Annotated in this window: 13 protein-coding genes and 3 pseudogenes; 12 read left to right on the forward strand and 4 right to left on the reverse strand. The window is 39.6% G+C overall.

Features of this window, described 5'->3' with window-relative positions:
- Positions 1–18 precede the first annotated feature (18 nt).
- The 9 genes and pseudogenes from J582_RS18270 (at position 19) to J582_RS18310 (ending at position 8,410) form a co-directional block, all read left to right on the forward strand.
- On the forward strand, positions 19–1,020 hold the full coding sequence (locus J582_RS18270; RefSeq protein ID WP_032048353.1) for an aromatic/alkene monooxygenase hydroxylase subunit beta: 1,002 nt from the start codon (positions 19–21) through the stop codon (positions 1,018–1,020).
- Between the two features lie 11 nt (positions 1,021–1,031).
- Positions 1,032–1,298: an MmoB/DmpM family protein gene (locus tag J582_RS18275; protein WP_000049448.1), complete on the forward strand. Its 267-nt coding sequence runs from the start codon at positions 1,032–1,034 to the stop codon at positions 1,296–1,298.
- A 45-nt stretch (positions 1,299–1,343) separates the two neighbouring features.
- Positions 1,344–1,757, forward strand: a pseudogene (locus J582_RS18280) (phenol 2-monooxygenase); the annotation flags it as partial.
- A pseudogene (gene benB, locus J582_RS18285) lies at positions 1,712–2,144 on the forward strand (benzoate 1,2-dioxygenase small subunit); the annotation flags it as partial. The pseudogenes J582_RS18280 and benB, both read left to right, overlap by 46 nt.
- 52 nt (positions 2,145–2,196) lie before the next feature.
- Positions 2,197–3,212, forward strand: a pseudogene (gene benC / locus J582_RS18290) (benzoate 1,2-dioxygenase electron transfer component BenC).
- A gap of 18 nt (positions 3,213–3,230) precedes the next feature.
- Positions 3,231–4,016 (forward strand): 1,6-dihydroxycyclohexa-2,4-diene-1-carboxylate dehydrogenase, encoded by a 786-nt coding sequence (locus tag J582_RS18295; protein WP_032048356.1) that lies wholly within the window; start codon positions 3,231–3,233, stop codon positions 4,014–4,016.
- Between the two features lie 57 nt (positions 4,017–4,073).
- Positions 4,074–5,267, forward strand: a complete 1,194-nt coding sequence (benE, locus tag J582_RS18300; RefSeq protein WP_032048357.1) for a benzoate/H(+) symporter BenE — start codon at positions 4,074–4,076, stop codon at positions 5,265–5,267.
- Positions 5,268–5,744: 477 nt separating this feature from the next.
- Entirely contained in the window at positions 5,745–7,103 is a 1,359-nt protein-coding gene (locus J582_RS18305) for an aromatic acid/H+ symport family MFS transporter (protein ID WP_032048358.1), read from the forward strand.
- A 44-nt stretch (positions 7,104–7,147) separates the two neighbouring features.
- Positions 7,148–8,410, forward strand: coding sequence for an OprD family outer membrane porin (locus tag J582_RS18310; protein ID WP_032048359.1), 1,263 nt, complete (start codon positions 7,148–7,150; stop codon positions 8,408–8,410).
- Positions 8,411–8,509: 99 nt separating this feature from the next.
- Here the strand turns inward: J582_RS18310 and J582_RS18315 are convergent, their stop codons facing one another.
- Both J582_RS18315 and hrpA read right to left on the reverse strand, forming a co-directional pair.
- On the reverse strand, positions 8,510–9,616 hold the full coding sequence (locus J582_RS18315) for a beta-ketoacyl-ACP synthase III (RefSeq protein ID WP_004709811.1): 1,107 nt from the start codon (positions 9,614–9,616) through the stop codon (positions 8,510–8,512).
- Positions 9,617–9,711: 95 nt separating this feature from the next.
- Complete coding sequence (gene hrpA, locus J582_RS18320; protein ID WP_032048361.1) at positions 9,712–13,569, reverse strand: ATP-dependent RNA helicase HrpA; 3,858 nt, start codon at positions 13,567–13,569, stop codon at positions 9,712–9,714.
- A 351-nt stretch (positions 13,570–13,920) separates the two neighbouring features.
- Between hrpA and ahpC the strand changes: the two genes are divergently transcribed.
- Both ahpC and J582_RS18330 read left to right on the forward strand, forming a co-directional pair.
- Positions 13,921–14,484 carry an alkyl hydroperoxide reductase subunit C gene (gene ahpC / locus J582_RS18325; RefSeq protein ID WP_002049519.1) on the forward strand — a complete coding sequence of 188 codons (564 nt, stop codon included), beginning with the start codon at positions 13,921–13,923 and terminating at the stop codon, positions 14,482–14,484.
- Between the two features lie 192 nt (positions 14,485–14,676).
- Entirely contained in the window at positions 14,677–14,892 is a 216-nt protein-coding gene (locus tag J582_RS18330; RefSeq protein ID WP_002049514.1) for a KTSC domain-containing protein, read from the forward strand.
- Between the two features lie 63 nt (positions 14,893–14,955).
- Here the strand turns inward: J582_RS18330 and J582_RS18335 are convergent, their stop codons facing one another.
- Both J582_RS18335 and J582_RS18340 read right to left on the reverse strand, forming a co-directional pair.
- Positions 14,956–15,543, reverse strand: a complete 588-nt coding sequence (locus J582_RS18335) for an O-methyltransferase (protein ID WP_016805481.1) — start codon at positions 15,541–15,543, stop codon at positions 14,956–14,958.
- A 36-nt stretch (positions 15,544–15,579) separates the two neighbouring features.
- Positions 15,580–15,798 (reverse strand): DUF1653 domain-containing protein, encoded by a 219-nt coding sequence (locus tag J582_RS18340; RefSeq protein ID WP_032048363.1) that lies wholly within the window; start codon positions 15,796–15,798, stop codon positions 15,580–15,582.
- A 259-nt stretch (positions 15,799–16,057) separates the two neighbouring features.
- Here J582_RS18340 and J582_RS18345 point away from each other — a divergent pair.
- Positions 16,058–16,596: thioredoxin family protein (locus J582_RS18345; protein ID WP_032048364.1), on the forward strand; the 539-nt coding region annotated here is incomplete at its 3' end.

Here is a 16,596-nt window from a genome sequence, read left to right on the forward strand (position 1 = left end):
ATATAAGGAGATAAAGCCATGACTTTAGAAATCAAAACGTCAAATGTCGAACCTATCCGCCAGAACTACGCCTATATCGAAAGACGATTTGGTAGTAAGCCAGCAACTCGATATCAAGAAGTAAGCTTCGATGTACAAGCTGAAACTAACTTCCACTATCGTCCTTTGTGGAAACCTGAAAAGACTTTAAATGATAAAACCCATACTGCTCTGCAAATGCAAGATTGGTATGCATTTAAAGATCCACGTCAATTCTATTATGGAACTTATGTTCAACATCGTGCACGTTTACAAGACACCGCCGAAAGTAATTTTGCTTTTTTTGAAAAACGTCAGCTTGCAGAACATTTGTCTGATGAAGTCAAAGCCAAAGTCATTGAGTACCTATTGCCATTTCGCCACGTTGAACAAACTGCAAACTTACACATGATGTCTGGCAGTGCCTATGGATATGGCACCGTGCTAACCCAAGCTTGTATTTATGCCGCGATGGATCATTTAGGAATTGCACAGTACATCTCGCGTATTGGCTTAGCTTTAGATGGCAACAGCGGCGACTCACTACAGCAGGCAAAACAGGCTTGGATGCAACATCCTGCATGGCAAGGCTTACGCCGTCTGTGTGAAGAAAGCCTCACCGAGCAAGACTACTTCAAACTCTTTTTATTACAGAACCTTGTGATTGACGGCTTTGTGACAGAGCTTGTCTATCAACAGTTTGATCAGTGGTTAGTCACTCAAAATGCTCGCGACTTAGCCATGCTGACTGAGTTTATGAAAGACACTTTAGGTGATTTACGTAAGTGGTCAGACACCGTCATTAAAACTGCGGCAGCAGAATCCGATCACAACAAACAGCTATTAAATGAATGGTTCACTCAGTCTTTAACTCAAGTACAAGCAGCTTTTACACCGTGGGCAACAGCAGCCTTATCAGCAGATGCAGTCAATCAAGCAGAACATGCCGTTATTGAACGCGCAAAAAAACTCGGCCTACAACCAAAACTTGCAAATGCTTAAGGAGAAGCAACATGTCTAAAGTCTATCTCGCATTACAAGACAACGATACTTCACGCTACATCATCGAAGCGATTGAAGAAGATAACCCTGAAGCTTCAATTCAGTATTTACCCGCCATGATCCGAATTGAAAGTGAAACTGATTTGGTGATTAAAGCCGAAACTGTATCTGAAAAACTAGGCCAAGATTGGGACATCCAATCGTTACAACTCAACATGATTACGCTGGGCGGCAACGTCGAAGAAGATGACGATACTTTCCGCCTTCACTGGAATTAATCACAACATAGACGTTGTTTAACAAAGATTTAAGGATGATCAATCATGACAACTCAAACGAAAGAAACCAGCAAAAAGTTAAATGCTAAAGATCGTTACCGCGCATTAACCCGTGATCTGGACTGGGACTTTTCCTATGCTGACCGTAAAGACGCCTTCCCTTATGAAGAATTTGAAGGCATCAAAATTACGGACTGGTCTAAATGGGAAGATCCATTCCGTTTAACCATGGATGCTTACTGGAAATATCAGGCAGAAAAAGAGAAAAAACTTTATGCCATTTTTGATGCGTTTGCTCAAAACAACGGTCAGATGAATGTCAGCAATGAACGCTACTTAAATGCCATCAAACTCTTTTTAACGGCGGTGACTCCACTTGAATATCAGGCCTATCAAGGCTATGCCCATGTAGGGACTGGCTTGAATGCTATGCGCCAGAAGCTTCTTTCTGGATGCCAGCTTGGGACGACGACGATAGATTAACTGAAGATCCGCAATCTGAAATTTCACTTATTTATTATCCAGACCGTCAAGGTTTAGAGGATCGAGTGTTCCGTATTAAAACCGAGCGTTCATCCGCAACCATGCCGGACACACGTACAAGCCACAATATTGCCAACGTTGAAGTTCTCGATCGCGACGGCGACAAAGTTACTGTTCGCTTTAACTGGAATACCTTGAGTTTCCGTTACAAGACAAATTACAGCTATTTCGGTATGTCACGTTATGTGATCGATTTTTCAGGTGATCAACCAAAAATCTTGAGCAAGTATGTCGTTTTGAAAAACGACTATATCAATCAAGTGATTGATATCTACCACCTTTAAGACATACCCCCTCAGTTAAACGGACTGTTGGCTGAGGGTAAAAGTTTCAAATATTTTGTAGGATACATGCCATGTCAAACCACAATGTTGCACTTCAATTTGAAGATGGTGTTACACGTTTCATTAGCGTAGCTCAAGGCGAAACCCTATCTGACGCAGCCTATCGCCAAAAATTAATATTCCTTTGGATTGCCGTGATGGTGCATGTGGAACTTGCCGCGCATTTTGCGAGTCCGGTAGTTATGACATGCCAGAAGAAAGCTATATTGAAGATGCATTAACACCAGAAGAAGCTGAGCAAGGCTATATTCTTGCTTGCCAATGTCGTCCAACTTCCGATGCCGTATTCCAGATCCAAGCCTCATCAAATGTCTGCAAAACAGAAATTCATAGCTTCCAAGGTACCTTAGCCCGAGTTGAAAATTTATCAGACTCAACCATCACTTTTGATATTCAACTTGATGAAGGCCAACCGGATATTCATTTCCTTGCAGGTCAATACGTCAACGTTGCAATTCCAGAAACTGGCGAAACCCGTTCATATTCATTTAGCTCAAAACCGGGTAATCGTTTAACGGGCTTTGTGGTCCGTAACGTACCAAATGGCAAGATGAGTGAATTCTTAAGTAAGAATGCCAAAACTGGCGACAAAATGACTTTTACCGGACCATTCGGTAGCTTCTATTTGCGTAATGTAGTGCGTCCAGTGCTTATGCTGGCAGGTGGTACTGGCATTGCCCCATTTATGTCAATGTTACAAGTACTCGAAGAGAAAGGTTCAGAACAACCTATTCGCTTGGTTTTTGGTGTCACCAATGACTTTGATTTGGTTGCTTTAGAAAAGCTCAACGAGTTGCAGGAAAAGTTCCCGTGGTTTGAATATCGCACTGTGGTCGCAAGCCCTGAGAGCAACCATGAACGCAAAGGCTATGTCACTGGTCATATTGAAAGTGAATGGTTAAACGGTGGTGATATCGATGTTTATCTATGTGGTCCGGTACCAATGGTAGAAGCGGTACGTGGTTGGTTAGAAACTGAAAATATCAAACCAGCAAACTTCTTGTTTGAAAAATTCTCTGCGAATTAACAGATGGAGAAGTTATCTATGTCAAACCGTCAAAGATTTACCGATAAGGTCGTGATTGTTACGGGTAGTGCTCAAGGCATTGGTCGTGGCGTGGCACTACAAGTTGCAGCTGAAGGTGGACAAGTCGTCATGGCGGACCGCTCTGAATATGTTGAAGAGGTTCTCACAGAAATTCAGCGTGCAGGTGGTGATGCTGTCACGATTAATGCTGACTTAGAAACCTATGCAGGTGCACAAGCGGTTGTTGCAAAAGCCATCGAAGATTATGGTCGGGTCGATGCCCTGATTAATAATGTAGGTGGCGCGATCTGGATGAAACCTTTTGAAGAGTTTTCCGAAGAAGAAATCATTAAGGAAGTAAATCGCTCATTGTTTCCAACTTTATGGTGCTGCCGCGCTGTGTTACCGACCATGATTAAGCAACAATCGGGTGTTATTGTAAATGTATCTTCCATTGCAACCCGTGGCATTAACCGTATTCCATACTCCGCATCTAAAGGCGGGGTAAATGCGCTAACCGCGTCTCTTGCTTTTGAACATGCTAAAGACGGGATTCGAGTCAACGCCGTTGCGACGGGTGGAACCGAAGCACCGCCTCGCAAAGTACCACGTAATACCAACCCGTTAAGTCAAAATGAAAAAGACTGGATGCAGCAAGTAGTTGATCAAACAAAAGATCGAACATTTATGGGCCGTTATGGCACAATTCAAGAACAAGTCAATGCAATTTTATTTCTTGCATCAGACGACGCATCGTATATGACGGGATCGGTCATTCCGGTCGGAGGTGGAGATCAGGGTTAACCCTGATTTTTTTATATGTTTGGATAAATAACATGATTTGCATGGAGGCAATCACACATGGCAACCCTGTTCAAGACATTAAAAAATGACTGGTCCATATCAGCAACAGTTGCTGGCTTTCTTGCAGTTTTAATTTCTTACTCAAGCCCACTGATTATTTTTTTCCAAGCTGCTCAGCGTGCCCATGTGTCCACCGATATGATGGTGTCATGGATTTGGGGAATTTCAATTGGTGCTGCCGTTTCAGGTATTTATCTTTCGATTAAATATAAAACTCCTGTCATCACCGCGTGGTCTGCACCGGGCACTGCCCTGTTAGTTACCCTATTTCCCAATATCTCCTTGAATGAAGCAGTAGCCGCCTATATTACTTCTGCCATCGTTATTTTTTTAATTGGTATTACAGGTTACTTCGACAAATTACTAAAATGGATTCCGCAAGACGTCGCTGCGGGCATGATGGCAGGTATTCTTTTTCAATTTGGTATTAGTCTATTTACTGCATCTGATAGCATGCCTTTTATTGTATTTAGCATGCTCATTGTCTTTTTAATTGCCAAACGTTTAATGCCGCGCTACACCATGATTTGGGTGTTAGCTGCCGGAGTTTTATTAAGCCTCTTTTTAGGCAAAATGAATCCGGTTGATGTGAGTTTTAATTTAGCAATCCCACAGTGGATTAGCCCAGAATGGACATGGAACTCAACACTCAACCTCGCTGTTCCTCTCATTTTAGTCAGCCTAACCGGCCAATTTTTACCGGGTATGGCGATAATGAAACTCAGCGGTTACGACACCCCAGCCAAACCCATTATTACTGTCACCAGTATTGCCTCGTTAGCCGTTGCCTGTGTCGGTGGTATTACCATTGTGCTTGCCTCAATTACCGCTGCTTTATGTATGGGTAAAGATGCACATGAACTTAAAGAAAAACGATATATTGCAGGGATTGCCAACGGAATTTTTTATATTTTAGGAGGCTTATTTGCTGGCAGTATTGTCATGCTATTTAGCTTACTTCCTAAAGAATTAGTTGCAGCACTGGCAGGTTTAGCCTTGCTTGGAGCGATTGCCACCAATATTTCTGTTGCCATGAAAAATGATAATCAACGTGATGCTGCACTTATTACCTTTTTAGCGACAGCATCAGGCATGCATTTTCTTGGATTAAGTTCAGTTTTTTGGGGCATTTGTATTGGTGTAATCGCCCATTTCATTCTCACGCCACACTCAAATCCAGCTACTAATTAGTTTTTTATCTAAGCACCCAACACTAAAATAAAGCCTCAATCGCCAAATTAGGATGCAAATAATTTGCTAATTCTGATGTGGCGATTTTTATTAAATATAAATTAAATTACATTTTTAAGATCAATTTCTAAAATAATTAAATAATAGACTTTAGTATTTTGTTTTTATATTTTTACTTCAATTTATAATATAAACTTAGCTATATTTCTAGCTGTGATTCTCAGCAATAAAATCTATAAAAAGATATCTATAAAAACTTTAAAATTCTCACAATATAATATTTAACCCTATTTTAAAAACAAAAGAAGCAACAACCAAAATTATTAAAATAAATTATATATTTCAATACATTACTTTATTAAAAACACAATACCTTAAAGACATAAAGATATATCAATTAGGTTTTTGACTCTATTCCAATAACAAAATAGTTTATTAAAAAATAACGCGATGCTTCACAAATTGGAGGTGAAGAAAATGGACATGAGCAAGGTTAATATTAATGAGTTAATTGATAAAGCCCGTTTTACACCTTTTCATTGGAAAGTTTTAATCTGGTGCTTACTTATTATTATTTTTGATGGATATGATTTAGTTATTTATGGAGTTGCTCTTCCTCTGTTAATGCAGCAATGGTCATTAACTGCTGTTGAAGCTGGTTTACTCGCCAGTGCCGCTCTATTCGGCATGATGTTTGGTGCCATGATTTTCGGCACACTTTCAGACAAACTGGGACGTAAAAAAACTATCCTGATTTGTGTCACCTTATTTAGCGGATTTACCTTTATAGGTGCCTTTGCCAAAGGACCAACTGAGTTTGCTATTTTGCGCTTTATTGCAGGTCTTGGGATTGGTGGCGTTATGCCAAACGTTGTGGCACTTATGACCGAATACGCACCGAAAAAAATCCGCAGTACATTAGTTGCAATTATGTTTAGTGGCTATGCAATTGGTGGCATGACATCTGCTCTACTCGGTGCATGGCTCGTAAAAGATATGGGCTGGCAAATCATGTTTTTAATTGCAGGTATTCCGCTGTTGCTGCTCCCGCTCATTTGGAAGTTTTTGCCAGAGTCTCTCGCCTTTTTAGTGAAATCTAACCATAGCGAACAGGCGAAAAGTATTGTCGGTAGAATTGCACCTCAGATTCAGGTAAACGCCAAAACACAACTGGTATTAAATGAAAGCACCGCAACCAATGCCCCTGTCCTTGCACTTTTCCAACAAGGTCGTACCTTCAGCACATTTATGTTCTGGATTGCTTTCTTTATGTGCCTACTCATGGTGTATGCCTTAGGAAGCTGGTTACCTAAACTCATGCTGCAAGCGGGCTACTCATTAGGTGCAAGCATGTTATTCCTCTTTGCACTCAATATTGGCGGTATGGTTGGGGCAATTGGTGGTGGTGCTTTAGCAGACAGATTCCATTTAAAACCTGTTATTACCATTATGTTTATTGTGGGATCAGCAGCTTTAATTCTGCTTGGCATTAATAGTCCACAATTTATTTTATATAGCCTGATTGCGATTGCTGGTGCTGCCACAATTGGTTCTCAAATCTTACTCTACACTTTCGTTGCCCAGTTCTATCCGACGGCACTTCGTTCAACTGGCATGGGCTGGGCCTCTGGAATTGGCCGTATCGGTGCGATTATTGGACCAGTTTTAACTGGAGCGCTACTCACACTTGAGCTTCCTCACCAAATGAATTTCTTAGCAATTGCAATTCCGGGTGTGATTGCTGCACTTGCAATATTTATGGTCAATCTAAAAGCCTCTGTTACCGCACAAACGCCATCCACGTTTAACCCTCAAAACACGCTTACCCAGCAGTAAACACAAATGCGCCGAGGATTGGCGCATCTTTTTGGAAATGGATTATGGAATTATTACACCGCTTTAAACCATGTAATTTAGCAATAGCCACATTATTTGGTTTATTGACTAGCTCAAGTTTATGGGCAGCAGACACCACTCAACAAAGTGAAGATGAATGGAAGTTCACGCTAAAAAATGCCTATATCAACCGTAATTTTGACAATGACACTCTCAAAGACACAGGTAGCTGGTCTCAAGCAGCGTCATTATTTTATAAATCGAAAATGCATGACACTCCACTAGTCATAGCAGATAAGCCTATAACCATTGGAGCTGATGCTTCTGTTCAATATGCCGTGCGTTTAAGTTCAGACAAACACGTTGCGGACACGGTTTTGCCTTTTAATAAAGAAACTCAATCACAAGCATCCGACTTCTTAAAATACGGTGCAACTTTAAAGCTGGGTTATGACAAAACTTTATTAAGTGTAGGAGAACTCTGGTTAGATTTACCTGTAACAGCTGTGGATGCCAGCCGTCAATTACTTGCTTCTTATTGGGGAACCAATCTTAAGTCACAACTTTCAGATCAGCTTTACGCTGAAATTGGTCGGGTTGAAAAAGTGTCGCCACGAAATGAAGAAGACTTTAAAAAGTTTTCTTTCACTTCAAATGGCATTACCAAAGAATCTGATGGTTTAAATTACATTGACCTGCGCTATCAATTTACGCCGTCACTCAAGGGTGAATATTACTTTGGTAATTTGGAAGATCTCTACAATAAACACTATGTAGGACTTGAGCATAATTGGAAACAACCTAATTTTGCCCTCACCTCTAAGTTTAAATACTTCAATGCAAAAAATGACGGCAATACTTTTGATATTGATGCGCAAAACATTGGAGTATTAGAAACATTTAAAGTAAAAAACCATACCTTTGGTTTGGGTTACCAGCAAATTATCGGCGAGTCAGCCTATCCCTTACCGGATGGCTTTTTACCAGAGACTTATTTCATTAACTGGAATGCCACGGGATTCTTTAAAAAAGAAGAAAAGTCTTACCACGTTATGTACGGCTACGACTTTAAAGATTACGTTCCGGGCTTAAACGCAATGGTGAAATATGTCTATGGCCATGACTTTAAAGCAGCAAATGGCGAGAAAAACCATGAAACTGAATCGAATGTAATTTTAAACTATGCATTTCAGCAGCCTTTCTTAAAAGGTCTTGCCCTGCAATACATTCGAATTGATTACAACGTTAAACATGGCAATGACTTTGGTGAAGATCGCTTGTTTGTAAACTACACTAAAAAGTTTTAATTATTTTTGATTTAAGTTAAGCGGGCCAATTTTGGTTCGCTTTATTATTTTTGAACCATAAAAAACGCTCTTACGAGCGTTTTTAATGAATCTAGTAACTTAAGCAACGTGCTTTTGCACAACAATCGAGCCTACTGAGTAGCCAGCACCGAAAGATGAAATCACCCCATATTCACCATCATCTACTTCATGGCCTGTACGATGTAAAGCAATAATTACACCTGCTGAAGAGGTATTAGCAAACTCATCTAGAATAATGGGTGCACGGCTTAGATCTGCATCTTTACCAGCCACATATTTCAAGATTAATTCATTCATGTTGGCATTAGCTTGGTGTAACCAGAAACGCTTAATATCGTTTGCAGTTAACTGCATTTTTTCCAACTGGGCATTAATGATTTTTGCCACCAATGGACAAACATCTTTAAAGACTTTACGGCCATCTTGACGGAATAACTTGTCGTCAACGACTGCATCTTCGCTACGGTTTAAGAAACCGAAGTTATTGCGAATGTTGTTTGAAAATTGAGTAAATAAATGAATATCTAAAATTTCAAAACCAGTCTTAGTAGTGGTTTCTTCAATAATAGAAGCGGTCGCAACATCACCAAAAATGAAGTGACAATCACGGTTACGGTAGTCTAGGTGACCAGATGTAATCTCGACATTCACCAATAAAACACGGCGAGCGCCTGAACGAATTGCATCTGCCGCTTGTTTTAAACCAAAAGTAGCAGCTGAACATGCAACGTTCATGTCATAGGCATAACCTTGAATACCAAGTGCTGACTGGATTTCAATTGCTACAGCGGGATAAGCACGCTGCATATTTGAACAGGCCAAAATTACAACATCGATATCTTCAGCAGTTACCCCTGCATTTTCCATTGCCTGTTTTGCAGCAATTACACCCCATTCAGCTTGAAGTGAAAGTTCGTCATTTGAACGTTCAGACAAACGCGGACGTAAACGCGTTGGATCGAGAATACCTGATTTCTCAACAACGTAGCGGCGCTTAATACCAGAAGCTTTTTCAATAAATTCAGCACTAGAACCACGTAATTCTTCTAGTTCACCTGCTGCAATTTTCTCTGCATTCTCTTGGTTATATTGTTCCACATAAGCATTTAAACTGTCGGCCAGTTCTTCATTAGAAATGATTTCTGTTGGGTGAAATAACCCAGTACCTGTGATACGAATGCCCATGTAAAACTCCTAAAAAAATGAATAGGGTCTGTTAATCTTTCATTTATAAATTGCGTTGTAGGCTAAACAAACGCATAAACAAACCCCGATCTATCTTAACTGATTCCCAAACGATCCCATAACTTTTGCAGTCGAGTTGGTGAAATAGGCATCTTGGTTTTCATCGGCTGAGAAAATAAAGAAATGCGAAATTCTTCCAACATCAAATACAATTCTTTGATTCTTGGATCGTTTTTGAATTTAAATACCTTGTCCATCCATGGATCGACATCATCAATAGCGGCATGATCTCGCTGTAGATTATTTGGCAATCGGTCTAAACGCAATAGCAGCGCTTTTAAATAACGCGGATATTCCTGCCAAAGATCGACTGGTTGGCAGTAAACAAAGTTACCAAGTGACATGAGATCTAACTGATCTTCAATATCATCAATACTGCGTCCAAACACATCCGGATCAAGTACTAAAAGCTGACGACGAATTTGCTGCCATTGAATGTAAATATCACTTAACTGCTCAAGTGCTTGCTGACCATAACTCAAAAATTGCTTTTTGACTTGTTCTACAAGTTGATTAAATTCATCAGCATTAATTGGCAAAGTCTTGATTGCCATCTGCAATGTTGCATAGACCAGCATCTGCTCAAGCTTAGCTTTATCGCCTAAAGGTGAATAAGCAAGCGCAAGTGGTTTTGAAATCTGCTTTTTCAACTGGCGAACCAAATCACCAAGCTGCATATGGACCAGACGAATAATACCTTCCCGATGCTGTTTAATCGCCTCTGACTGATCATTAAAGGTTTGTATAACCACACCGGACTCATCTTTCGCTTCAAGTTCAGCAAAAGTTTTGGTTGGTACTAAAGCTTGATATTGTTTAACAACAACACCTGTCACCTTTTGTGAAGCTTCAAAGGTAAAGTTTTCAGGGAAAGTTTTAAACTCGCCTTTTTGCTGTTTTACTGGACGATGAGTTTCAACACGACAGCGAGCTTTCAACTCAGCTAAATCACGGCCTTTGGCAATTAATTTACCTTTTTCATCAATGACCTTAATAAAAGGCACCAAATACGGATCTATTCGTTCAAATGAAAAATCTTTATCGGTAATTTGCTCACCGCGTAAAGCAAATGCAAGATAGCTAAAAATATGCTGTCGCAAATGTACCGCATCTATGCCCTGCATTAGCTTACGAGCTGTGTCAGGAATAGGCACTATATTACGACGTTTATCTTTTGGTAGAGCTTTTAATAGCGCTTCAATTAAATCTAAACGCCAGCCTGGAATACCCCAAGACCAGATGTTTTCATCAACTTGCGGCAATGCCTGTACCGGAATTTGAACCGTTGCTCCATCTTCATCATGATTTGGGTCAAATCGATAAGTAGTTGCCAAACGTAACTGACCATTATGTAAATGATCAGGGAATTGCTGCGTGGTCGGACGATCATTGAGCCAAAGCGCATCATCTTCTACATATAAATAACGCGGATTTTTTGCTTCTACCGTTGCACGCCAGTCTTCAAAACTACGGCGACTTGCGATTTCTTCAGGTATTTTAGAGGCATAGAACTGATAAATCGTTTCTTCATCGACCACTAAATCGCGGCGACGTAATTTATCTTCAACTCGCTCTACTTCTTCAAGTTTAAGCAAGTTATGTTTTAAAAATGGTGGAACTGTCCCCAGATTTCCTGTGGTTAATGCATCACGTAAGAAAATCTCATGTGCAGCAGGTTGATCAACTTTCTCAAAATTAATCAAACGCTTCGGTTCAATAATTAAACCAAACAATGAAATTTGTGCATAAGCATTTACAATACCGGCTTTTTTAGACCAATGCGGCTCAAAATAGTGGTATTTCAATAAGTCGCGTGCAGCAAGCAAAATCCATTCAGGATCAATTTTTGCTAATGTACGTAAATAGACCTGAGAGGTTTCCACCATCTCAAAAGCCATCACCCACGCAGTATTGGTTTTATGCAACGTACTCGCAGGGAAAACTTTAGCCTTTTGCTGACGCACTGCCATAAAGGTATTACGTTCATCAGTTTTATTGGCAATGAACGATAATAAACCGGTCAGCAACGCACGGTGCAAGTTTTCATAGTTTGCAGGTTTTTCATTAAAACTAAGTTTTAAACCTTCGGCCAGCTCGACCAACTGCTGGTGTGTCTGTTTCCATTCACGTAACCGTAACCAGCTTAAGAAATGCTGCTTAGCAAATTGACGACGCTTGTTTTCCGACATCCCTGCTTCACCTTTAGGATTTAAAGTATCCCAAAGTTTTAAATAAAACAGAAAGTCAGAATCAGCCTCTTTAAATAAGGCATGCTTTTGGTCAGCCTGCATCTGTTTATCGGCTGGGCGCTCACGTGGGTCTTGCACTGCAAGTGCACTCACCACCACCAAAATTTCCTTAAGCACACCAAAATGAGCTCCCCCCACAATCATACGTGCGAGTCGAGGGTCAATCGGCATACGGGCCATCATTTGACCGACTTTAGTAAGTTCGTTTTTCTTCTCGTTTAGCGCACCTAATTCAATGAGTAGCTTACGACCATCATTGACTAGACGGAAATCTGGCGGCTCAATGAAATCGAAGTTTTCTAACTCACCTAAGCCTAAGCTCTGCATTTGCAGAATTACCGATGCCAAATTGGTTCGCTTAATTTCAGGTTCGGTAAATTCAGGACGGCTTAAAAAATCTTCTTCGCTATATAAACGAATACAAACGCCCGGAGCAATACGACCACAACGCCCTTTACGTTGATTGGCCGCAGCCTGCGAAATTGCCTCAATTGGTAAGCGTTGCACACGTGAACGGTAGTTATAACGAGATATACGTGCAAAGCCGCTATCAATCACATAGCGAATATTAGGAACCGTCAATGCAGTTTCTGCAACGTTGGTGGCAATAATAATACGGCGGCCCTTTCCACTTGGGCTAAAAATCTTTTGTTGCTCTGAAACGGCTAAGCGTGCATACAAAGGTAAAATTTCGGTATGCCTTGGCCCATATTTTTGCAAAGTTTCCTGTAATTCTCGAATTTCTTGTTCAGTACTTGAGAAAATCAGAATATCTGCATGTTCTGGATGGCCTTTTTCTTCAGCATCGGCAAAGCATTCTTCTACAGCTTGTACGACTGCACGCGGAAGATTTTCTTCAAAATCGTCGAACTCGTCATCATCACTACCGCCAATATTCATCTCTGAAATTGGGCGATAACGTACTTCGACCGGATAGCTACGACCTTCTACCTCAAAAATAGGCGCATCATTAAAGTAATTACTAAAACGATTTACATCTAAAGTTGCCGAGGTCACGATGACTTTTAAATCTGGGCGTTTTGGCAACAATTGCTTTAAATAGCCCATAATAAAATCAATATTGAGTGAGCGCTCGTGCGCTTCATCAATAATGATGGTGTCATATTTGGACAGAAAACGGTCATTGCCTAACTCGGCAAGTAAAATACCGTCAGTCATTAACCTTACAATCGAATCTTGTGAACCTTGTTCATTGAAACGGATTTTAAAGCCAATTGACTCGCCAAGCTTTTCGCCGACTTCTTCTGCAATACGCTGCGACACACTACGTGCAGCTAAACGACGTGGCTGGGTATGGCCAATCATACCGGTCAAACCACGCCCTGCTAACATTGCAATTTGAGGAAGCTGAGTAGTTTTCCCTGAGCCTGTTTCACCTGCCACAATAATGACCTGATGCTTTTGAATCGCCTCAATTAAACAGTCAGCATATTTGGTAACAGGTAAGTCCTGATTTAATTTGATTTTCGGTAAACGTTCATAACGCTGTCTAACTTTTGCATTAGACTGTTCAAATAATTTTTCAATCTCTGAAGTATTGGCTTTTTTATCTTTACGCAAACGATTTAAACGGTAACGATCTCTCGCCATCACCCATTGATCTATATTTAAACCATTCAGCACAGATAAATTTTCCTGAAAATTCAACAATCCTCTATTTTACGCTTTAATGCCCCTCAGGTAAAACAGTTGGTTTTTTATATATTTTTAATTTTTTAAAATTTTACCCTTGAATTTTATCTAGATAGACTTCATGTTGTTAGGCAAGTTTCTTTTACTATAACTGTCATTTGATTTACATGTTTTTGCAGTCAAATCGAATACAGTATTTGGGGACTTAAAATCGGAAATTTTCCACTTATTCAATTTTCCGATTTTAGTCATGTAAAAATACTATTTCCCCAATAAAGAATTTTTATTTATTCTACATCTCGTAAACAAGTTTAAATATAAACCTCAATCATGGAGACAATGATGAGCTTGATTAATACTGAAGTTAAACCATTCCAAGCAACTGCTTACCACAACGGCCAATTTGTTGAAGTTAACGAAACTAACCTTAAAGGTAAATGGTCTGTTGTATTCTTCTATCCAGCTGACTTTACTTTCGTTTGTCCTACTGAGCTTGAAGACTTAGCTGACAACTATGCTGAATTCCAAAAATTAGGCGTGGAAATCTACGGTGTTTCTACTGACACTCACTTCACTCACAAAGCTTGGCACGACACTTCAGACGCGATCAAGAAAATTCAATACCCATTAGTTGGCGATCCAACTTGGACTCTTTCTAAAAACTTCGACGTTTTAATTGAGTCTGAAGGTTTAGCTGACCGTGGTACTTTCGTTATCGATCCAGAAGGTAAAATCCAAATCGTTGAAATCAACGCTGGCGGTATCGGTCGTGACGCATCTGAACTTCTTCGCAAAGTAAAAGCTGCTCAATACGTACACTCTCACCCAGGTGAAGTTTGCCCAGCTAAATGGAAAGAAGGTGAAGCTACTCTTGCTCCATCTATCGACCTAGTTGGTAAAATCTAATCTCTCTTAGATTTTAAAAACTCGAAGAACCATCCTTTATCGGATGGTTCTTTTGTTTTGAATAAGCACATCACATTTTCTACTGATACTTTTACAATTCTGCCCTTCCCCGTTACTTAAACATTGAGTAATGTCAAATAAACAACTAGTTAATTTTTGAGTAAGTTTGATATGAAATAAAGGGGTGCATTTATGGTGAATACAGCGGTCGTCACTTCATGGAAATATAATGCTACATCGCGTCATTTAAAAATCTTTTATAGCGACGGTTCTGGAGATCTATATCATCCTGTCCCTGAGTTTGTTTATGACAACTTATTACGTTCAACAGACAAAGCTGCTTTTGTACATAAATATTTAGAATTTAATTTGCACTTTACTCGACTTTCTTTGGTGATTGCCTCATAACAACTATAAAAAAGGCCTGCTCAAAACAGGCCGCGACTGGAATATGAAATTATTTCAGTAAAACTATTTTGTGACCACTAAACATAAACCTGCACCTACAGGCAAAATACTACTCATAAAATCTGCATCCTTTTTAATCAAAGATAAAAAAGGATTTACTTCTGCTGCATGAGATATCACATTATCAACCACTAAAACACCACCTTTAGGCTTAATTAATCGTTTTAAATCTGGCCAATAACTTTCATATACATCACGTTCAGCATCTAACAAAATAAAATCGAATGTTTCTTTTGCTTCTTTTAAGTAATCGGCTGCATCTCCTACCCAAAATTGAACAATTTCGCTGAGCTCTAACTCAGCTACATGGCGTTTTGCCTCTGCACTTCGTTTTTCATCGATTTCAACTGTGGTCACCTGCCCTCCAGTTGCCTGAGCAGCTTCAGCTAACCATAAAGTTGAATAACCTGTCGAAGTGCCAATTTCTAAAATAGTTTTGGCTTGCTGCATACGAATAAATTGTGAGAGTAATTTTGCAGACTCTACTTCAATATTGCGATATCGCTGTAAACGATCAGGCTGCTGTGAGTCATGCTGTTTAAAGGTGTCATATAAATCAGCAACTCTTTGTAAGAAAATAGTATTTGGCATCTATTTTACTCCTTCTTTATATGACAGCTGTTTTAGTTAAGTATTTTGGATTAATTTAAAACGCGGTACGACACTACCATCACTCATTTGGACGGTTTCAGTAAACATATCAAGTGGTCGAACCCAAGTTGAATAATCACCATATAAACATTGATAAACGACCAATTCCTCTTCAGTTTCACTGTGTTTTGCTACAGAAAAAACTTGATAGAGATTACCTTTATAATGCTGATAAATACCGCGTTGCAATGACATGAAACTACCTTTTAATGTTATGACATAAAATCTTTACAGCCATATAACATATATAAATTTTCAAACACTTTCACTTTTAAATACCGCAAAAGTAAAAATGAGATTGAGATTCTCTTTTTAATATTTTCAACTCATGCCTAAATCAAACAAACATTCAAAAAACCGATCAAATACATAAAAACATACTGTTTTACCTATTCATTGTTTTCACGTACTATGCATCTATTGAAAGAATTTGGATGCATTGGAGTAAAAACAGATGTTAGATCTAAACATTAAAACTCAATTAAAAGCTTACCTAGAACGTTTAGAAAGTCCAATCGAATTAGTTGCTGCTTTGGATGAATCAGATAAAGCTGCCCAAATTAAAGAATTAGTAACTGAAATCGCTGAGCTTTCTGACAAGGTAACAGCCCGTTTTGACGGTAACAATACACGTCGTCCAAGCTTTGGTGTGGCTAAAGCAGGTGAACAGCCTCGTGTATTCTTTGCAGGCTTACCAATGGGCCATGAGTTTACATCTTTGATCTTGGCACTGTTACAAGTGTCTGGCTATGCACCTAAAGTGTCGGATGAGGTTTTAAATCAAATTAAAGGTTTAAACCTCAAAGCCAACTTTGATGTATTCGTATCACTTAGCTGTCATAACTGTCCTGACGTGGTACAGGCGCTTAACCTGATTGCCATTTATAACCCGAACACTACGGCAACCATGATTGATGGTGCATTCTTCCAAGACGAAGTGGAACAACGCAAAATCATGGCTGTGCCAATGGTGTTCCAGGACAATGAACACAT

This window comes from Acinetobacter sp. 1566109 (genome assembly GCF_000582255.1).
Taxonomy (GTDB): domain Bacteria; phylum Pseudomonadota; class Gammaproteobacteria; order Pseudomonadales; family Moraxellaceae; genus Acinetobacter; species Acinetobacter nosocomialis.

Excerpts from the sequence above, each read along its gene's own strand:
- benE (WP_032048357.1), top strand. The coding sequence starts at position 4,074 with ATGGCAACCCTGTTCAAGACATTAAAAAATGACTGGTCCATATCAGCA.
- J582_RS18295 (WP_032048356.1), top strand. The coding sequence starts at position 3,231 with ATGTCAAACCGTCAAAGATTTACCGATAAGGTCGTGATTGTTACGGGT.
- J582_RS18335 (WP_016805481.1), bottom strand. The coding sequence starts at position 15,543 with ATGCCAAATACTATTTTCTTACAAAGAGTTGCTGATTTATATGACACC.
- J582_RS18275 (WP_000049448.1), top strand. The coding sequence starts at position 1,032 with ATGTCTAAAGTCTATCTCGCATTACAAGACAACGATACTTCACGCTAC.
- J582_RS18310 (WP_032048359.1), top strand. The coding sequence starts at position 7,148 with ATGGAATTATTACACCGCTTTAAACCATGTAATTTAGCAATAGCCACA.
- J582_RS18305 (WP_032048358.1), top strand. The coding sequence starts at position 5,745 with ATGGACATGAGCAAGGTTAATATTAATGAGTTAATTGATAAAGCCCGT.
- J582_RS18270 (WP_032048353.1), top strand. The coding sequence starts at position 19 with ATGACTTTAGAAATCAAAACGTCAAATGTCGAACCTATCCGCCAGAAC.
- J582_RS18340 (WP_032048363.1), bottom strand. The coding sequence starts at position 15,798 with ATGTCATTGCAACGCGGTATTTATCAGCATTATAAAGGTAATCTCTAT.
- J582_RS18330 (WP_002049514.1), top strand. The coding sequence starts at position 14,677 with ATGGTGAATACAGCGGTCGTCACTTCATGGAAATATAATGCTACATCG.
- ahpC (WP_002049519.1), top strand. The coding sequence starts at position 13,921 with ATGAGCTTGATTAATACTGAAGTTAAACCATTCCAAGCAACTGCTTAC.
- J582_RS18315 (WP_004709811.1), bottom strand. The coding sequence starts at position 9,616 with ATGGGCATTCGTATCACAGGTACTGGGTTATTTCACCCAACAGAAATC.